At 45.8% G+C, this 17,150-nt stretch carries 17 protein-coding genes; 2 read left to right on the top strand and 15 right to left on the bottom strand.

All coding sequences use genetic code 11. The annotated features are described in order from the left end of the window. Window positions 1–74: 74 nt before the first annotated feature. From AC0YN6_RS08895 to AC0YN6_RS08885, 3 genes are all read right to left on the bottom strand, one after another. Window positions 75–794, bottom strand: coding sequence for a PIG-L family deacetylase (locus tag AC0YN6_RS08895; protein WP_475746408.1), 720 nt, complete (start codon window positions 792–794; stop codon window positions 75–77). Continuing rightward, window positions 791–1,102: a DUF1806 family protein gene (locus tag AC0YN6_RS08890; protein ID WP_475746407.1), complete on the bottom strand. Its 312-nt coding sequence runs from the start codon at window positions 1,100–1,102 to the stop codon at window positions 791–793. The genes AC0YN6_RS08895 and AC0YN6_RS08890 overlap by 4 nt, the downstream gene beginning before the upstream one ends. A 126-nt stretch (window positions 1,103–1,228) precedes the next feature. Then, on the bottom strand, window positions 1,229–1,687 hold the full coding sequence (locus AC0YN6_RS08885) for a DinB family protein (protein ID WP_475746405.1): 459 nt from the start codon (window positions 1,685–1,687) through the stop codon (window positions 1,229–1,231). 164 nt (window positions 1,688–1,851) lie between these two features. Here AC0YN6_RS08885 and AC0YN6_RS08880 point away from each other — a divergent pair, with 164 nt between their 5' ends. Beyond that, window positions 1,852–2,199, top strand: coding sequence for a hypothetical protein (locus AC0YN6_RS08880; RefSeq protein WP_475746404.1), 348 nt, complete (start codon window positions 1,852–1,854; stop codon window positions 2,197–2,199). A 92-nt stretch (window positions 2,200–2,291) separates the two neighbouring features. Here the strand turns inward: AC0YN6_RS08880 and AC0YN6_RS08875 are convergent, their stop codons facing one another. The 7 genes from AC0YN6_RS08875 to AC0YN6_RS08845 form a co-directional block, all read right to left on the bottom strand. Next, window positions 2,292–4,385: a transglycosylase domain-containing protein gene (locus tag AC0YN6_RS08875; protein WP_475746403.1), complete on the bottom strand. Its 2,094-nt coding sequence runs from the start codon at window positions 4,383–4,385 to the stop codon at window positions 2,292–2,294. Between the two features lie 182 nt (window positions 4,386–4,567). Then, window positions 4,568–5,638 carry a sulfate ABC transporter substrate-binding protein gene (locus AC0YN6_RS08870; RefSeq protein WP_475746401.1) on the bottom strand — a complete coding sequence of 357 codons (1,071 nt, stop codon included), beginning with the start codon at window positions 5,636–5,638 and terminating at the stop codon, window positions 4,568–4,570. 34 nt (window positions 5,639–5,672) lie between these two features. Further along, on the bottom strand, window positions 5,673–6,737 hold the full coding sequence (locus tag AC0YN6_RS08865) for a sulfate/molybdate ABC transporter ATP-binding protein (RefSeq protein WP_475746400.1): 1,065 nt from the start codon (window positions 6,735–6,737) through the stop codon (window positions 5,673–5,675). A 3-nt stretch (window positions 6,738–6,740) separates the two neighbouring features. Then, entirely contained in the window at window positions 6,741–7,538 is a 798-nt protein-coding gene (locus AC0YN6_RS08860) for a sulfate ABC transporter permease (RefSeq protein ID WP_475746848.1), read from the bottom strand. A 5-nt stretch (window positions 7,539–7,543) separates the two neighbouring features. Then, entirely contained in the window at window positions 7,544–8,344 is an 801-nt protein-coding gene (gene cysT, locus AC0YN6_RS08855; RefSeq protein ID WP_475746847.1) for a sulfate ABC transporter permease subunit CysT, read from the bottom strand. 242 nt (window positions 8,345–8,586) lie between these two features. Then, window positions 8,587–9,219, bottom strand: coding sequence for a YigZ family protein (locus AC0YN6_RS08850; protein ID WP_475746399.1), 633 nt, complete (start codon window positions 9,217–9,219; stop codon window positions 8,587–8,589). 36 nt (window positions 9,220–9,255) lie between these two features. Beyond that, entirely contained in the window at window positions 9,256–10,605 is a 1,350-nt protein-coding gene (locus AC0YN6_RS08845) for a glucose-6-phosphate isomerase (protein WP_475746398.1), read from the bottom strand. A 139-nt stretch (window positions 10,606–10,744) separates the two neighbouring features. On the opposite strand from AC0YN6_RS08845, the gene AC0YN6_RS08840 reads away from it, so the two are divergent. After that, complete coding sequence (locus AC0YN6_RS08840) at window positions 10,745–11,680, top strand: NAD(P)-dependent oxidoreductase (RefSeq protein WP_475746397.1); 936 nt, start codon at window positions 10,745–10,747, stop codon at window positions 11,678–11,680. 70 nt (window positions 11,681–11,750) lie between these two features. Here the strand turns inward: AC0YN6_RS08840 and AC0YN6_RS08835 are convergent, their stop codons facing one another. The 5 genes from AC0YN6_RS08835 to AC0YN6_RS08815 form a co-directional block, all read right to left on the bottom strand. Then, window positions 11,751–12,272 carry a DUF420 domain-containing protein gene (locus tag AC0YN6_RS08835; protein WP_475746396.1) on the bottom strand — a complete coding sequence of 174 codons (522 nt, stop codon included), beginning with the start codon at window positions 12,270–12,272 and terminating at the stop codon, window positions 11,751–11,753. A gap of 187 nt (window positions 12,273–12,459) precedes the next feature. Further along, complete coding sequence (gene ppnP / locus AC0YN6_RS08830; RefSeq protein ID WP_475746395.1) at window positions 12,460–12,777, bottom strand: pyrimidine/purine nucleoside phosphorylase; 318 nt, start codon at window positions 12,775–12,777, stop codon at window positions 12,460–12,462. 48 nt (window positions 12,778–12,825) lie between these two features. Next, complete coding sequence (gene tkt, locus AC0YN6_RS08825; RefSeq protein ID WP_475746394.1) at window positions 12,826–14,844, bottom strand: transketolase; 2,019 nt, start codon at window positions 14,842–14,844, stop codon at window positions 12,826–12,828. A 161-nt stretch (window positions 14,845–15,005) separates the two neighbouring features. Then, on the bottom strand, window positions 15,006–15,908 hold the full coding sequence (purU, locus tag AC0YN6_RS08820; protein ID WP_475746393.1) for a formyltetrahydrofolate deformylase: 903 nt from the start codon (window positions 15,906–15,908) through the stop codon (window positions 15,006–15,008). Window positions 15,909–15,961: 53 nt separating this feature from the next. Continuing rightward, entirely contained in the window at window positions 15,962–17,092 is a 1,131-nt protein-coding gene (locus tag AC0YN6_RS08815; protein WP_475746392.1) for a deoxyribonuclease IV, read from the bottom strand. Window positions 17,093–17,150: the final 58 nt, after the last annotated feature.

Genomic DNA, 17,150 nt, shown 5'->3' with positions numbered 1-17,150 from the left:
TTAAACAAAACAAGGGGCAGTTCGCAAGCAACTAAAGCTGCATGCGAACTGCCCCTTTCGTATGTAGAGGTTACTTATAGCCCAGTCGACCATTGAAATAAATCATCCTTAACCTTCGGCAGTGAGGCTTGACTACCCGCGATAAAATACTCATACTTGCCAAACTTCGCTAATGCTTCATGATCCGATTCCCATACCCATTCGTCCATTTCGGTTTGACAGCGATGCGCACGAAATGCAGCCAGCTTAGCTTCTAAATGATGGGCAATGTTGATTTTAACAATTTGTTCCTTTGAATAGCCGAATCTTTCGGGAGCATCCATGACATCACCGAAGCTAATAAAATAAAGCGATCCCTGCTGCTTAGTCCGATGGAACGCTGTAGTGGCCGCTTTTCCGATTGCACAATGGTCAGGATGTCCGCCTAGTGTCTCATGAAAGGTAAGAACAACATCAGGACGCACCTCATCCATAACAGCTGCTATTCTATCAATGAGTCGCTCCGAATCATAAAACTCAACCATTTTGTCGCGGATATCCAAAAAAATAAGTTGCTGGATGCCTAATGCATCGCAAGCGTTCCGCAGCTCTTGTTCACGAATCTCCGGCATAGACTCTCTATTCACATAAGGCGGGTTCCCCATTCGACGTCCCATTTCGCCGCGTGTAGCGCTTACAAGAGTAATTTCAACCCCCATGCTCGCATACTTGGCAAGTGTTCCTCCGCAAATAAAGGATTCATCATCAGGATGCGCAAACACAGCTAATAACCTGCTAACCGCTTTTTCACTCATTCCGGAAAAGGCTCCTTTCCAAGTTGCAGAGCAACGTTCATCCTGCCTTTGTCATCGAAACCGGCTAACAGCAGCTTCCCATCTCTTGCAACCTCATAATGAGTAAGTGCTTCCGAACGCAGCCAGCCCATCTCATCAAATCTTAGAGCAATGCGATACGAGCCCTCGCCAGCAATATGTACTTCGGTGAGATTAACTTTAAAATTTCGAATAAAGACGAAGGAGGTCGCTTCGCTGTGAATGTAAATCTCTTGGTTTATAAATTTTTGAAACTCGGCATTTAGTTCTATTTTATTTATTGTTTTCATAGTCGCTTCATTCCAATTCTATAAAATTGATAAGAGCATCTAGACCTAAGTTTGCAAAAAAAAGAAGGAGTTGTTTCATTAGACCAAAGGTCTTATGTATGAACTCCTTCCACTATGTTACGCAGCCTAAGATTTACTTACGAAAAAAGGTAAAGATTCGATTCCGAGTAAACGCAGATAGACGAACAATTGACCTTTGTGATGAATCTCATGCTCTTTGGCGCTTTCAAGTAAAGCGATTCCCGGCAAGTTCATGCCGCTGAATTCTACCTGTTGCTTGAGCTGCTCATCCGACAGTGATTCTAGCACTGCTTTCGTTGAATCAGTATCCGCTTTAACAATTGCTCTCAGCTCTTCAATCGTCTTCACTTCGTTTGCTGTTGCCGGAGGGGTGAATTTGCCGTTTTTCACCGTATTTGCGAACATATCCATCGCACCATTAATATGCAAAACAAGACCGGATAAAGACATTGCTTTCTCCCATGGCTTATATTGAAGCTGCTCCTCTTGCACAGTATCCAACATAGCAAGCAATACTTTACGATGGTTTAGCCAGCTTGAAATAAAAACATTCATTGTTGTCATCGTATATTTCTCTCCCTCTTCATTCAAAAGTTAATTAACAATACAAAAAATAGTGCACTGCTTATTCATTATACAACGGATACTGAACAAATGCATTTTTCATCATAAATATGTTGGTTGATGGAAACATTATTTGTAAAGGACAAAAAAATAAGGAGGACAACTTGCAATACGTATATAGCTCTTCTCTTCTTCTCACCGGCCTGCTCATAGTAAATATAACATTCTCCTACCAAAGCAAACACATAGATCCTCATTTCTGGACAACATTAAAATTTCAGCTGCTGGCGCTGCCCTTGTTCCTTACCGCCAATCTCTGTATTGGTTATGGGATAAAGTTCGGATATAAAGCAATTGGAAATCTGAGCTATGTGTTGCTTGCTTCGAAAGGATTAGAAATGTTCATATCATTACTAATGGGGTTTATTTTTCTTAAGGAATTTCCATCATGGCGTACATGGGCCGGTCTAGCGATCGTTCTAGTCGGGTTTGTGGTTGCCAAAGGGAAGTAAGTAATGTGCGACGTGTCTTACTGTGTGGAGGTTGCTGACACCTTTCAGGCTGAACCTCCTCCACAGACACTTATTAAACTCTGAAACCCTTGCTAATCATTGTCATCATCCTTTTTGTGGTCGCGTCCCTTTCCTTGTTCTTTTTCTTTATCTCTTTCCTTCCTCTTTTCTTTTTCCTTTTCTCTTCGTTCCTTTTCTTTTTCTTTACGTTCCTTCTTGTCTTCCTTTTCTTGTTTCTTGTCACGTTTGCTCTCAGGTTCATCGTCTACACTCGATTTATCCTTCTTCTTAGGCAAAAGATTAGGAGCTTTAGGAAATGCTATAACCGGCTCGTCCTTTAATGCTTCTGCGAAAATGGCTTGAAAGACGACCTGTGCTGCCTTCGAGCTCGTAGACAAATAATGGCTGCTGTCGCTCTGGTCGTATCCCAGCCACACCGCACCTGCAAGCTGAGGGGTATAACCGACAAACCAATTGTCCTTAGCGGCGTAGCCCGTTGTTCCGAGCATTTGTGTCGTACCTGACTTACCGGCAATCGGACGGCCTTCCAGCGCAGCAGCACCGCCTGTTCCCTCCTTAATGACTCCCTCCAGCATTGCAGTCATCGTTCGAGCAATTTCAGGCTCCGTTACCTTCTCACTGCCTTCACTCTGTTTAAACTCAGCCAGTATATTGCCGTCTGCGGATTCAATACGGGTAATGGCATGCGCATCCTGGCGAACACCATCGTTCGCGAATACACCAAAGGCTTCCGCCATATGCAGAGGAGATACGCCTTCATGCAGCCCGCCGAGCGCAAGACCGAGCGTGCGATCCTCTTCAGTCAAAGGAATACCGAAACGTTTAGAAGCATCGATTCCTTTTTCAATTCCGATCTCATTCAATATTTTTACAGCAGGAATATTATAAGAATGAATTAATGCCTCATAAAGTGATACTCTTCCATGAAAAGCACCGTCTGCGTTTCTGGGCTCGTAGCCGTTAATATTAATTGGTTCATCGACAAGCTCGTCACTTGGCTTATAGCCAAGCTCCAGTGCCGGTGTGTAAACAGCTATGGGCTTCATCGTTGAGCCTGGCTGACGCTTCAACTGTGTAGCTCGGTTAAAGCCGCGAAACGGCTGCTTCCCTCTGCCGCCCACGAGCGCCCGAATTCCGCCATCGCGCGGATCTATCAGCACTGTACCGCTTTGGATAAGCTGGTCTGCCGCACTATTCGGGAATAGAGCTTCATTCGCATACACCCGTTCCGCCGACAGCTGCATTTTCGTATCCAATGCGGTGTATATCCGCAGTCCGCCCTGCAGCACTTCATTTTCGGATAATCCATATTGCTCAGTGGCTTCACGAATAATTTGGTCCACATAATAAGGATAGCTAATGTCATCTACTCGGTTAGGTTTCGAGCTTAATAATTGTACAGGCTCAGAGATCGCCTTGTTATATATATCCTCACTGATCAACGCCTGCTCCTTCATGAGCTGAAGAACAATATTCCTTCTATTTATTGCCTTATCCAAATGTTTATAAGGAGTAAGCGCGGATGGCGCCTTGATGAGACCAGCAAGCAGCGCAGCCTCCGCTACGGTTAGCTTTTTTGGCTCCTTGCCAAAATACGTTTTTGCAGCTCTATCAATTCCCCAGGCACCTTCACCATAATAAATCTGATTAAGGTACATCCCCATAATTTCTTCTTTGTTGTAGTTTTCCTCAATTTTCTTAGCAAGAAGCACCTCGTCCCATTTCCGGGACCAAGTCCTCTCATGCGACAAAAAGACATTTTTGGCTAACTGCTGCGTTATTGTGCTCCCGCCTTGTACCGTACCTCCTGAAGCGATATTCGCCCAGAAAGCTCGGCCAATCGCCCGCATATCCATTCCTGCATGCTCGAAATAACGTTTGTCTTCTACTGCAACGACAGCGTCCACCATATGCTTGGGTATGTCTGCATAACCAATTTCTTCGATCTTATTGAAAGAAATACGGGTTGCTTCCGCTCCGTTCTGATCATACAAAACCGTAGCTGCGGGCAACGGCACTTCTAGCTGCCCAATATCTTGTTTGCTGATCATGACGCGAAAAGCCGTCCATCCGCCAAGCATAACGACAATAAGTAAGGCCGCTCCTATGAACAATAAGCGTTTTATTCTTAACTTTCTTCTACTCAAATTTGGTTCTCTCTTCATCAGTTCTCCTCCATGCGCCTGCATCTTTCTCGTTCTACACCATTCGCAGCAGAATGTGATTTTTAGTACGTTCGACTCATTAACTGCCCATATAACAAAATAAAAGATGCTGAGGAGCAGCTAACTGCTCCCCAGCATCTTTGGGACCTATTTGGCGATTTATAAACATCTATATGCTGCTGTTATAAATCAGCAAGCACCTGATACCAGACACCTTTTTTCGAATAAAGGTTTTCTCTAACCTCGGACCAGCCGCCTAAATATGAAATATCAAATAGACCTTCTGGCACCTCGTAACGATCCTTCGTGTCCGCAACAACCTTCTCATCTACCGCACGAAATCCATGCTCTACGAAGATATGCTGTGCTTGCTCACTCTGCAAATAGGCAACAAATGCCTCAGCAACTTTGCGAACGCCATGCTTATCAGCATTTTTATCCACAATGGCAGCTGGATTCTCGATTAGTATCGTATTCTTCGGGACGATGATATCGTAATTGACACCGCTCTTAATCCGAGCAAGCAGCTCATTCTCATAGGTAACGATGACATCACCAACGCCATATTCAAAGGCAGCCATCGATGCCCGGCCGCTCTTATCAAGTGACTCTACGTTAGCATGAACTGATTTCAGAAAACTTTTGGCATAAGCCGCATCCTTCGTACCGGTCTTCTCCTCTGACTCCTTAAGAGCTGCACCATAAATGGCGTTAATATCCCATTGCGCACCGCCGGAAGTCTTAGGATTCGGATAAAGCACCTTTACACCCTCGCGCGTTAAATCATTCCAATCCTTAATACCTAGCGGATTGCCGGTACGGGTACCTAATACAACGATCGAGTTCGTGACCATTCCGCCATAGCTCTGAGCTTTCCAATCATGCGTAATGAAACCTGCTTTGGCTATTTTGTCCAGATCGCCTTCCATAGCTAGCACAGCGACATCTGCTTCAAATCCACCAACTATCGCTCGTGCTTGCGTACCTGAAGCCTCGTATGATTCTTGGAAAACAACCTTCTGCCCCGTCTCCTGCAGCCAATATTGTTGGAATGCAGGCAGCAGATCCGCGAAAGCATCCTTCACCACCGCATATGCACCGATTACAAGTGTTACATCGCCGTCCTGTACGGTAGACCCAGCCCCATTGTCATTCGTCTGCTCCTCTTTACCGCAGCCAGCTGCAACGAGCAGCATAACCGCAGCAAGCAGCATAATGATCATGCGCTGACTTGTTACCAGATTGATTTTCATATTCGCATACAACTCTTTCTACATAGCTTATTGGTTAAATATGAATAGGCATTGGATCAACCTTCAATTTATTTTCCGCAATCCAGCTTTCGTTGTCATTGAATAAATAGGCGCGGTGCACGAGTACCCTTACTTGATCACCCGGTTGCAATACATCCTTTTCGAGCGAACGGTACGTTATCAGCTTCGTATCACCAACGAGCAGCTCGACCATCCACTCGCTGCCGCGGAAATGCAAATGTTTCACTTGTCCAGCGAGCGTGGCCGAAGCTAGCTTAATCTCTCCCGGCTTGCCAATCTCGATATATTCAGGCCGTATAAGTGCTTTTGTACCTGGGCGGTTTGCTGCATCCTCAAAGCCTTTAAGCTGTGAGATATTGTCCACGATGGTGGATTCGCCAATAAAGCTCGCAACGAACGGTGTTTCCGGATTTTTATAAATGTCCCACGGGCTGCCCTTCTGCTCAAGCTTGCCCTTGCTTATAATCATAATTTCATCAGCTACTTCAATAGCTTCCTCTTGGTCATGCGTAACGAAAATCGAAGTAATTCCGACGCGTTCAATCATTTCCTTCAGCCAAGTCCGAAGCTCTGTTCGGATCTTGGCATCGATAGCAGCGAACGGCTCATCGAGGAGCAGCAGCTGCGGTTCCGGCGCGAGCGCTCTAGCGAAGGCAACACGCTGGCGTTGACCGCCGGATAGCTGATGTGCGTAGCGATGCTCGAAGCCTTTAAGACCTGTAAGCTCCACTAAGTACATGACGCGCTCCCGAATTTGCTCCTTCGACTGCTTCTTTACTTTTAAACCAAAAGCAATATTGTCATATACGGTCATATGCTTAAACAGTGCATAGTTCTGAAATACGAAACCAATGCCGCGTTCCTGCGGCGGCAAGTCATTAACACGTTTGCCATGAAAAATAATATCACCTGAGGAAGGAGACTCAAGCCCCGCTAGCATACGAAGTATGGACGTTTTACCGCCGCCGCTCGGTCCGAGCAAGCCGATCAGATGACCTTTTTCGATTTCAAAGCTTACATCCTTCACTGCATGAAAATCGCCAAAGTTTTTATTTAGGTTCCGTACTTCAATATGCATGGCTTAATGCACTTCCTTTCGTTTTTTCGCCCATTCCATTAGCAGCAGCAATCCGACGGAAAATGCCGCAAGGACTAGAGCCACGCCGTTGGCGGCAACAACATTGAAATTTTCAACATCTTGATAAACGAGCGTCGTAGCCGTTTGTGTTTTATTCATAATGTTTCCTGATACTACGAGTACAGCGCCGAATTCTCCAAGTGAACGAGCAACAGTCAGTACAACACCATAAATAACGCCCCACCGTATCGATGGCCAAGTTACCTTCCAGAACGTATACCAGGGGTACGCGCCAAGCGTAGATGCTGCTTCCTCCTGCTGTGCTCCAATCTCCTGAAGCACCGGCATAACCTCGCGTACCATCAAAGGGAATGTCACGAACAAAGTCGCTAATATCATCCCAGGCAGTGCATACACAATTTTGAAGCCTGCGTCCTCGAATAATGCTCCGATTATTGTATTAGGGCCCAAAATAAGAACTATCATTAATCCGCCTATAACCGGAGATACGGCAAAGGGTAAATCGACTAAGCTGTTAAGCAGCCGTTTCATCCTCTTCCCAATCCACTCGGCACGGACAAGATACATCGCAAGCATAATACCAAAGACCGTATTTATGGCCGTAACAACCACAACGATAATTCCTGTCATCATAAGCGCATGCAGCGATTGCGGCCTTGTAATGCCTTCAATAAAACCGCTCCAGCCCTCCGCCCATGAGCCTGTAAAAATCTTGACTAACGGCGCAATGAGCAGCAATCCAAAAACGATATACGTTAATGTAATCCACAATCTTCTCATCATAGTTAACCCCTCCTGCCTTGAATAAGGTTAACCGTCCAAAGAATGAGGAAGGATAGCGTTAACAACATCACCGATACGGCTGCTGCTCCCTGAGGATTACTGCTTTCAATCTCTCCGAAAATATAAACGGATGCTATTAAGGTTTTGCCTGGGATATTGCCTGCTACAAGCACGACTGCACCAAATTCCGCGATTCCTCGGGAAAACGCAAGCATAGCACCGCTTAAGATGCCTGGCAGCATCGTTGGAAAAATAACTTGGAAGAATGTTTTTGTGCGTGTAGCACCTAACGTATAGGCTGCTTCTTCCTCTGATTTGTCCATTTCTTCAAGCAATGGCTGAATCGCACGAATGACGAAAGGAAACGTAACGAATAGCATCGCTACCACAATAGCAGGTTCATGAAACACGATTTCGATGCCAACCTTTTGGGCGAGGCCCCCTACCAGACTATTTGGCCCGAGCAGAAGCAGGATCATAAGCCCGCCAACGGCTGTAGGCAAAGCAAACGGTAAATCAACTAAACTGTTGAGCAGGCGTCGTCCGGGAAAGCGATAGCGAATAAGCACCCAGCCGATCATCGTGCCAAAAAACATGTTGAGTATCGTTGCGATAACCGCTAATTTAACCGTAAGCAGCACGGCTTTCCAAGCCAATGGATCAGATACGCTTTCCCAGAAAGGGGTCCATCCAAGCGAGAATGATTGCGTGTAAATGCCAACGATTGGTAGAACAATTAAGATGACAAAATAGAGCATTATGGTGCTTCTGAAACCGAAGCTCCACCCTTTACCACGAAACATAGCATTCACTGTGACTTAACCTCCAGACCATCGGCTCGTGCCGTAGGTGTTGCAAACAATTAAAAACATAATTCCTATTAAATTACTAGGTATTAATAATGTAGCATCCAAACTGGGATTAAGTCAATAATAAATTTGGAAAATCTTATTGCTTTTATAGGTTTCTCTTATACATGTTCTAGATGTTGGAATCCCTGATACAAGAAAAAGGAGTATCAGCTTTCGCTGATACTCCTCTTCTACTATTCACCATCAATATAATAGACATTTTCTCCTTCTGAAAGGATAGCTTGTCCTTGTGTCAGATCAGTTACCCAAGCTATAAAAGCGTCTGCATCAGGCTCTTCCGGCAAACATCTAACGATGACGCGATCTGTAAAATCAGTCCCGCCTACCCGTGTTCCCTTCGTATGCAGTACATTTTCCAGCTTACCGTACCATGTGTAGTCTACATCAACGAAAACCTCGCGATGCAGCACATTGACGATTTCGTCAGCCGCCTCAATCCCGGCAACCGCGCCATCTGTATAAGCTCTGACGAGTCCGCCGGCACCGAGCATAATGCCTCCAAAATACCTCGTCACGACGACGGCGACATTTTTAAGCCCCTTATGCTTGATGACCTCAAGAATCGGCTTACCAGCCGTCCCGCTTGGTTCACCATCATCCGATGCCTTCTGGAATTGGTCACGTTCACCCACCATATAAGCCGAGCAGTTATGTGTCGCCTGCTTATGCAGCTGCTTGATCTCATTGATGAAAGCAACAGCTTCCTCTTCTGTTTCCACTGGCTTCGCATATCCGATGAAACGGGACTTCTTAATTACGATCTCTGCACTAGCCTGTTGTCTGACGGTACTATATCTTTCAAGCATAGGCTATGACTCCCATATCCCGTTCAAACCGGTTGATTACAGCCTAGCTTCAAGCTCAGCTTTCTCTTTCTCGAAGCCTGGCTTGCCAAGCAATGCGAACATGTTCTTTTTGTATGCTTCAACACCCGGTTGGTCGAATGGATTAACACCCATCAGGTAGCCGCTGATTCCGCATGCTTTTTCGAAGAAATAAACAAGGTATCCGAATGTGTATGGTGTCATGTCTTTAATGTTGACGATAAAGTTCGGAACTTGTCCGTCTGTGTGAGCCAGAAGCGTTCCTTCAAATGCTTTCTTGTTAACGAAGTCCATCGTTTTGCCTGTCAAGAAGTTCAAGCCATCAAGATCTGCTGCATCGTGTTCGATGGTGATATGCTCAGACACTTCTTGTACTTGAATGACCGTTTCAAAAATATTACGGTTACCCTCTTGGATAAACTGGCCCATCGAGTGCAGGTCTGTCGAGAAATCTACAGCTGCCGGGAAGATCCCTTTAAAGTCTTTGCCTTCGCTCTCGCCAAACAGCTGTTTCCACCACTCGGAAACGAAGTGTAGGGATGGCTCGTAATTGACGAGAATTTCCGTTACTTTGCCTTTGCGGTACAGCGCGTTGCGAGCTGCTGCGTATTGGTAAGCTTCGTTCTCAGCAAGATTAGGGTTGCTGTATTCTTTGGATGCGTCTGCTGCGCCCTGCATAATCGATTCAATATTGATTCCTGCAGCTGCGATCGGCAGCAAGCCTACCGCTGTAAGTACAGAGTAACGTCCGCCTACATCGTCAGGAATAATAAACGACTCATAGCCCTCTTCGGAAGAAAGCTTCTTAAGAGCGCCCTTCTCGCTGTCTGTCGTTGCGTAAATACGTTTACGAGCTTCTTCTTTGCCATATTGCTTCTCAAGCGCTGCGCGGAATACGCGGAATGCGATTGCAGGCTCAGTTGTCGTACCGGATTTCGAGATAACGTTAATCGACCAGTCGCGGCCCTCTACCAATTGCAGTAGGTGATTCACGTATGTCGAGCTGATGTTGTTGCCGGCAAACAATACTTGAGGTGTTTTGCGTTGTTCTTTTGGCAAAATATTATAGAACGAGTGCGAAAGCGCCTCAATAGCTGCGCGTGCGCCAAGGTAAGAACCGCCGATACCAATAACGATTAGAACCTCAGAATCCGATTTAATTTTCTCAGCAGCTTGCTGAATCCGAGCGAACTCTTCTTTATCATAGTTTGTCGGAAGGTCGATCCAGCCAAGGTAGTCTGAACCTGCGCCCGTTCCGTTATGTAATTGCTCATGCGCTAGACGAACCGATTCCGTCAAATAATCAATCTCATGCTTGCCAACGAAACCCAGTGCCTTGCTGTAATCGAACTGAACTGTTTTACTCATGTAAATGGAAACCTCCTAAAATGTTGTAAACCAATATGGTTCACCTTTATAATGCTTTTCAACTTAGCATCTACAATATCGGATTTGACCTATAAAAACAAGCAACAAACCATGAAATATTAGTGAAAGATCTGTATACTTGAATAAAAAACGATGGAGTGCGGAGGAAATTTACATGAAAAAGATCGGATTTATTGGACTAGGTGTTATGGGTCTTGGAATGGCTGCGAATTTATTACGCAAAGGCTTTGAGGTAGCGGTATACAACCGGACACCCGGCAAAGCAACGACACTGCTTGCGCTTGGTGCTAAGGAGCTTGAATCACCAGCAGCGGTCGCGAGCACTGCTGATATCATCATTACAATGATTAGCAATGATGCAGCTATACGCGAAGTCTATTGGGGTGATAACGGTATTTTCTCGGCTGCCCGCAGCGGCATTACGCTTATTGATAGCAGCACGATATCGCCAACGCTTGCTAAGGAGCTAGCTGCAGCCGCAGATGCTGTCGGCGCTGTTTTCCTAGATGCTCCAGTAACAGGCAGCAAGCCGGCCGCTGAAGGCGGCACGCTAGTATTTATGGCTGGCGGCAATGCGGACAGGATCAGTGAAGTCGAAGACGTGTTGCTGGCAATGGGCCGCAAGGTTATTCCAATGGGTGCAAGCGGCAGCGGCTCCATAGCTAAGCTAGCTCACAATACAATTGTCGGAATAAACGTTGTTGCGCTTGCAGAAGGAATGGCTATAGCTGCTAGCGGCGGCATCGATGGCGCTTCCTTCATCGAGCTTGTTCAATCAGGCGGTGCAGCAAGCAAGGCTGCCGAAATGAAGGGACCCAAGCTGCTCGAAGGCAACTATGACGTTCAATTTTCGCTTGAGCTGATGTTAAAGGACTTAAGACTTTCGTCCGTCTTATCAGACAATCTGAAGGTGCCTACTCCACTGCTAGAGGCAACGAAAGGTTTATTCCAGGTTGGCGAGTCAATGGGGCTTAACGAACTTGATATGTCCAGCGTCGGCCAAGCCTATGAGCAATGGATTGGCCGCAAACTCGGTAGTCGCGACAATAATTAATTCAAAAAGGGATCGTCCGCAGTTCAACACTGTGGACGATCCCTATTTTATGGATGGGAATTAAGGTTTCTTAATAATATGGAGAGATCATTAAGTAAACGACTACGCCAGTAAGACTGACGTACAGCCAAATCGGCATCGTCCATCTTGCAATTTTACGATGCTTCTCAACGTTCATCTGCAGTCCGCGCACAACTGAAATTAAAGCAAGCGGTACAACAACAATCGCAAGTAAGATGTGCGTGATAAGGATGAAGAAGTAGATCGAGCGCAGGATGCCCTCTCCTCCATATTTCGTTGATTCCGTCAAATAATGATATGCCACGTAGGAAACTAGAAATAATGTGGTGGACGTAAATGCAGCCCCGATGAACGCACGGTGCATGCGTACATTTTTTTTCATAATCGCAGTAAGCGCTATGCAGAGTGCGATGAAAGTAAAGCAGTTAAAAATCGCATTCAGCAATGGCAAAATCGTTACGTCAAAGTGAATCTCACCCTCGTATGCAGGCAGGAAAAACAGAACAGCAATTAACCCGACAAGCACAATGGTTAAGATTGAAATGAGCGGTGTATAGTTTTTTTCCTTCATCAAACAAATCCTCCAGTCATGGAATACAGTGCATATGAATTAACTTTATCCGATTCCACTCCTCAAAACAATTCGCTTTGAACCAGTATTGTCACGAAATAACGAATATTATAAGTCAATGCTGCGAACAGACAGCAAAAAAAAGCTGCTTCGCCGTAGCGAAGCAGCCTTTTTACTTAAATTGTGCTTACTCGTAAATATAGGAGCAGCAGTAGTCAGTCACTTCAGCAACCTGAAGCTTAAACTTCGTGTTCGCAGGCACTTTGAATTCGCCTTCGCCTTGAATGTGAATCCACTCCGATTCGCCAGGTAGCAGCACTTTCAAATCGCCAGCCAAAATCTCCATGATTTCGAGGCAGTCCGTTCCAAACTCATAGTCGCCCGGCAGCATGATGCCGAGTGTTTTTTTGGTGCCGTCCGCGAACAATACAGCGCGGCTCGTTACTTTACCGTCGAAGTAAACATTAGCCTTCTTGATGATGGATACTTGATCAAATTGAGACATGGTAGCCGTTTCCCCTTATTTATCGGATGCTAAAGCTTAATAATGCTACTACAGCAATGCTTTTACTTTGCTAACTACATTCTCAACCGTGAAGCCATACTCTTTGATTACGCGATCGCCAGGTGCTGATGCGCCGAAACGGTCGATAGCAAGAATATCGCCTTGATCTCCTGTATAACGCTCCCAGCCGAATGGATGAGCCATTTCGATTGCAAGGCGTGCTTTAACTTCAGGAAGAATAACGGAATTTTTGTATTCCTTCGATTGCTTCTCGAACAAATCCCAGCTTGGCATGCTGATAACACGTACTTCAATGCCCTCTTCTGCCAACGCTTTTTGAGCTGCAACAGCAAGTTGAACTTCAGAACCTGTTGCAAGAATTTGTGCTTGCGGCTTGCCATTAGCTGCATCAGATACAACATAAGCGCCGCGACGCAGGTTCTCATGAACATCGTTCACTGTGCCTTCAAGGATCGGCAGGTTTTGACGAGTAAGTACTAGTGCTACTGGGTTGCCAGTGTTCTCAACCGCATATGCCCAGGCAGCAGATGTTTCATTGGCATCAGCCGGACGAATAACAGTCAAATCAGGAATGATACGGATCGAAGCAAGCTGCTCGATTGGCTCATGCGTAGGACCGTCTTCGCCAACTGCGATACTGTCATGCGTCAATACATAAACGACAGGTAGTTTCATCAATGCAGCAAGACGAACCGCAGGACGAAGGTAATCAGTAAATACGAAGAACGTACCGCCGAATACTTTCAAACCAGTATGAAGTGCAATACCGTTCATTGCAGCAGCCATACCGAATTCACGTACGCCGTAGTAAAGGTTGCGGCCATCGTAGCTGCCTGGTTTGAATTGCGTCAAACCTTTTAGGTGAGTCATTGTCGAGCTCTCAAGGTCAGCAGAGCCGCCAAAGATAGTTGGTACGTTTTTCGCAAGTCCATTAAGCGCGTTTCCGGAAGCTACGCGAGTTGAAACCGCGTTGTCTGCTGTTGTGTATGCAGGAAGATCAGCATCCCAGCCCTCTGGCAATGCGCCAGAAATAGCAAGCTCGAACTGAGCAGCAAGCTCAGGGAAAGCTGTTTTATAAGCAGCAAAAGCAGCATCCCACTGTGCATTTGCTTGCTCTCCGCTGCTTTTCACATCTGCAAAATGAGCGCGAACTTCGTCAGGCACGTGGAATTGGTGATCTTCTGACCAGCCATAGGCTTGTTTAGTCAATTTTGTTTCATCAGCGCCCAGCGGTGATCCGTGAGGACCAGCATGTCCGCCTTTGCCGCCTTTGTTCGGGCTGCCGAAACCGATAACTGTTTTTACTTCGATCAAAGTTGGTTTGGACAGATCCGCTTGTGCCTCAGCAACTGCTTTGGACAAAGCATCCAGGTCGTTTCCATCTTCTACACGAAGCACTTGCCAGCCATAACCTTCAAAACGTTTTTGAACGCTCTCGGAATATGAAAGGCTAAGTTCGCCATCAAGTGAGATATCATTTGAATCATATAGTACAACTAATTTGCCAAGCTGTAAGTGACCAGCGAAGGATGCAGCCTCGTGAGAGATGCCTTCCATCAAGTCGCCGTCGCCGCAAATAGAGTATGTGAAGTGATTAATAAGCTCATGGCCTTCTTTATTGTAAGTAGCGCCTAGTTGGGCTTCTGCAATCGCCATACCAACCGCCATTGCAATCCCTTGTCCAAGCGGACCAGTCGTTGCATCTACGCCGGCAGTATGACCAAACTCAGGATGTCCTGGTGTTAGCGAGCCCCATTGACGGAAGTTTTTCAGTTCATCCATTGGCAAGTCGTAACCAGAAAGGTGAAGTAGGCTGTAAAGCAGCATCGAACCGTGACCTGCTGACAAAACAAAACGATCGCGGTTTACCCAAGTAGGATTCGAAGGGTTGTGCTTCATATTTTTTGCAAATAATTGATAGCCCATTGGTGCAGCACCCATAGGCATACCTGGGTGACCTGACTTCGCTTTTTCAATTGAATCGATCGAAAGTGTACGAATCGTATCGATAGATAGTTGTTCAACCGATTTTTGTGTAACAGTCATTCCAATTTCCTCCTATAGTCTAATCGTATCTAATTTCGTCTCGTTGTATGGATTAAAAATAACGATACCGCGTCATACCAGCACGCAATAACTTTGAATATTGTATCACTCTGAATGCTTGTTTTCCATCAAAAAAATAGAAATCCCGCATAAAAATACAGTTAATTGAATACAACCGTTTTATTATTATGCACGATTACACGGTCTTCAATATGCCATTTTACAGCTCTAGCAAGTACAACCCGTTCAATCGTTCGGCCTATTCTTTTCAGGTCATCGACATTATCACGGTGGCTGACACGTTGAACATCCTGTTCAATGATCGGCCCTCCGTCTAATTCCTCCGTCACATAATGTGCGGTTGCCCCGATAATTTTTACGCCGCGTGTATAAGCCTGTGCATAGGGCTTGCCGCCAACAAATGCTGGAAGAAACGAGTGATGGATATTAATAATCCGATTTGGAAATTGTTCGATAAACTTTGGAGAAATGATTTGCATATAGCGGGCTAATACAATGATATCCGCTTTATCTGCAACAACCTCCATCTGCTTGCGCTCCGCTTCAGCTTTTGTAGTCGCTGTAACTGGAATATGGTGGTAGGGAATACCAAAGGATTCAACCAGCTCACGCATATCCGGGTGATTGCTTAACACCATTGAAATATCGGCATCGAGGTCGCCGGCTTTCCACTGCCATAACAGCTCAAGCAAACAATGATCCTCTTTGGATACGAAAACAGCAAGACGTTTCTTGCGGCTGGCACGGAAAGTGTGCCATTTCATATCAAATCGATCCGCTACTCTGGTGAAGTCCTCCATAAGCACTGGAAGCTCCTTATCCAGATCAATCAGATCAAATTCAAAGCGGATGAAGAACATACCGCCTTCAGGGTCCATCGTGTATTGATCAGATTGTACAATATTAGCTCCGTGCTCATATAAGAAATGAGAAACAGCAGCTACGATACCCGGACGGTCCGGACAAGAAATAAGCATGCGCGCACGCCCGCTCTTTCCACCTGCTTCAATAATATTTTCAGATAGGGTGGATGGTGATGACATGGACTTCAAACTTCCTTTCGAAATGATCTATATGAAATAATCTTTAACTGATATTAAATTCTAGCAAGCAGCTCTTTACCGCCAAACCAAGCTGTAATACGCTGATTGATTTGTTCTTCCGTCAATTCGGAAGATAATGGCGCTCCTGCGGCCACGAGGTCGTATAGACGCTCCATCGGCTCGCGCGGATCGGCTTTTTTCGCTTTAGCGTCATTTTTCAGCAATTCCCAAGTCGATAATACAAAAACTCTAGGGTCGATTTCTTGCTTGCCGAAGAAATGATGAAGTCGCTCAACGTCCTCGAAGAACGATTCGCCGAGGCGGCTTCTTCCGTTGCCATTTAACAAGGCGATTTCCGTTTCGTACATCGGGCGCTCCGTTTTGTCTTCTTTGCCGATCCATGGCGTTTCCAAAATAAACGGACGCCCTTGGAGAGCTTCATGATGAACGATTCGATTAATCGCATCATGTCCAAGCCAGCCGGCGCCAACCGGAGCATGCCTGTCCTTGCCCGCTCCGCACGGGTTTTTGCTGTCATTCACGTGAACAACTGCAACGCGGTTTAGGCCAACCAAACGATCGAACTGCTCAAGCACGCCGTCCAGATCATTAATAAGGTCATAGCCAGCATCATGCATGTGGCAAGTATCCATACATACAGTCAGCCGCTCATTATCTTGAACTTTGTCTATGATAGCCGCAATCTCTTCAAAGCTGCGTCCAATTTCTGTGCCTTTGCCAGCCATCGTCTCAAGCGCGATGTTAACATTCGTTTCTTTCGTGCCTGCAAGCACTTCATTCAGGCCCTCGGCTATACGCGCGATGCCATATTCAGCATCCTTATCCGTATAAGCACCTGGGTGAAGGACAATATTACGAACACCGATGTAATCGGTTCTGCGAATTTCTTCCTGTAAGAATGAAACCGCGAGCTCGAACGTTGAATCCTTATAGGAGCCCAAATTTACAATATAAGGCGCATGAACGACAATCTCATTAATGCCCGATTGCTCCATAAGCGCCTTGCCTTCTTCAATATATAAGCTATCGATCGGCTTCCTTCTCGTATTCTGAGGCGCGCCGGTGTAAATCATGAATGTGCCTGAGCCGTAGGATACGGCCTCCTGTGCTGCAGTTAGCAGCCCCTTGTCCGAAAATGATACATGGGAACCTATTTTCAACATAAATATTACGCCCCTTTCGGTTGATCAAACCTTATTTTACAAGGAATGTCGAAATAAA

Source organism: Paenibacillus sp. J22P15, from assembly GCF_056269345.1.
Note: the sequence above shows the minus strand (reverse complement) of the source record. Positions and strands in the feature narration are given on the sequence as shown.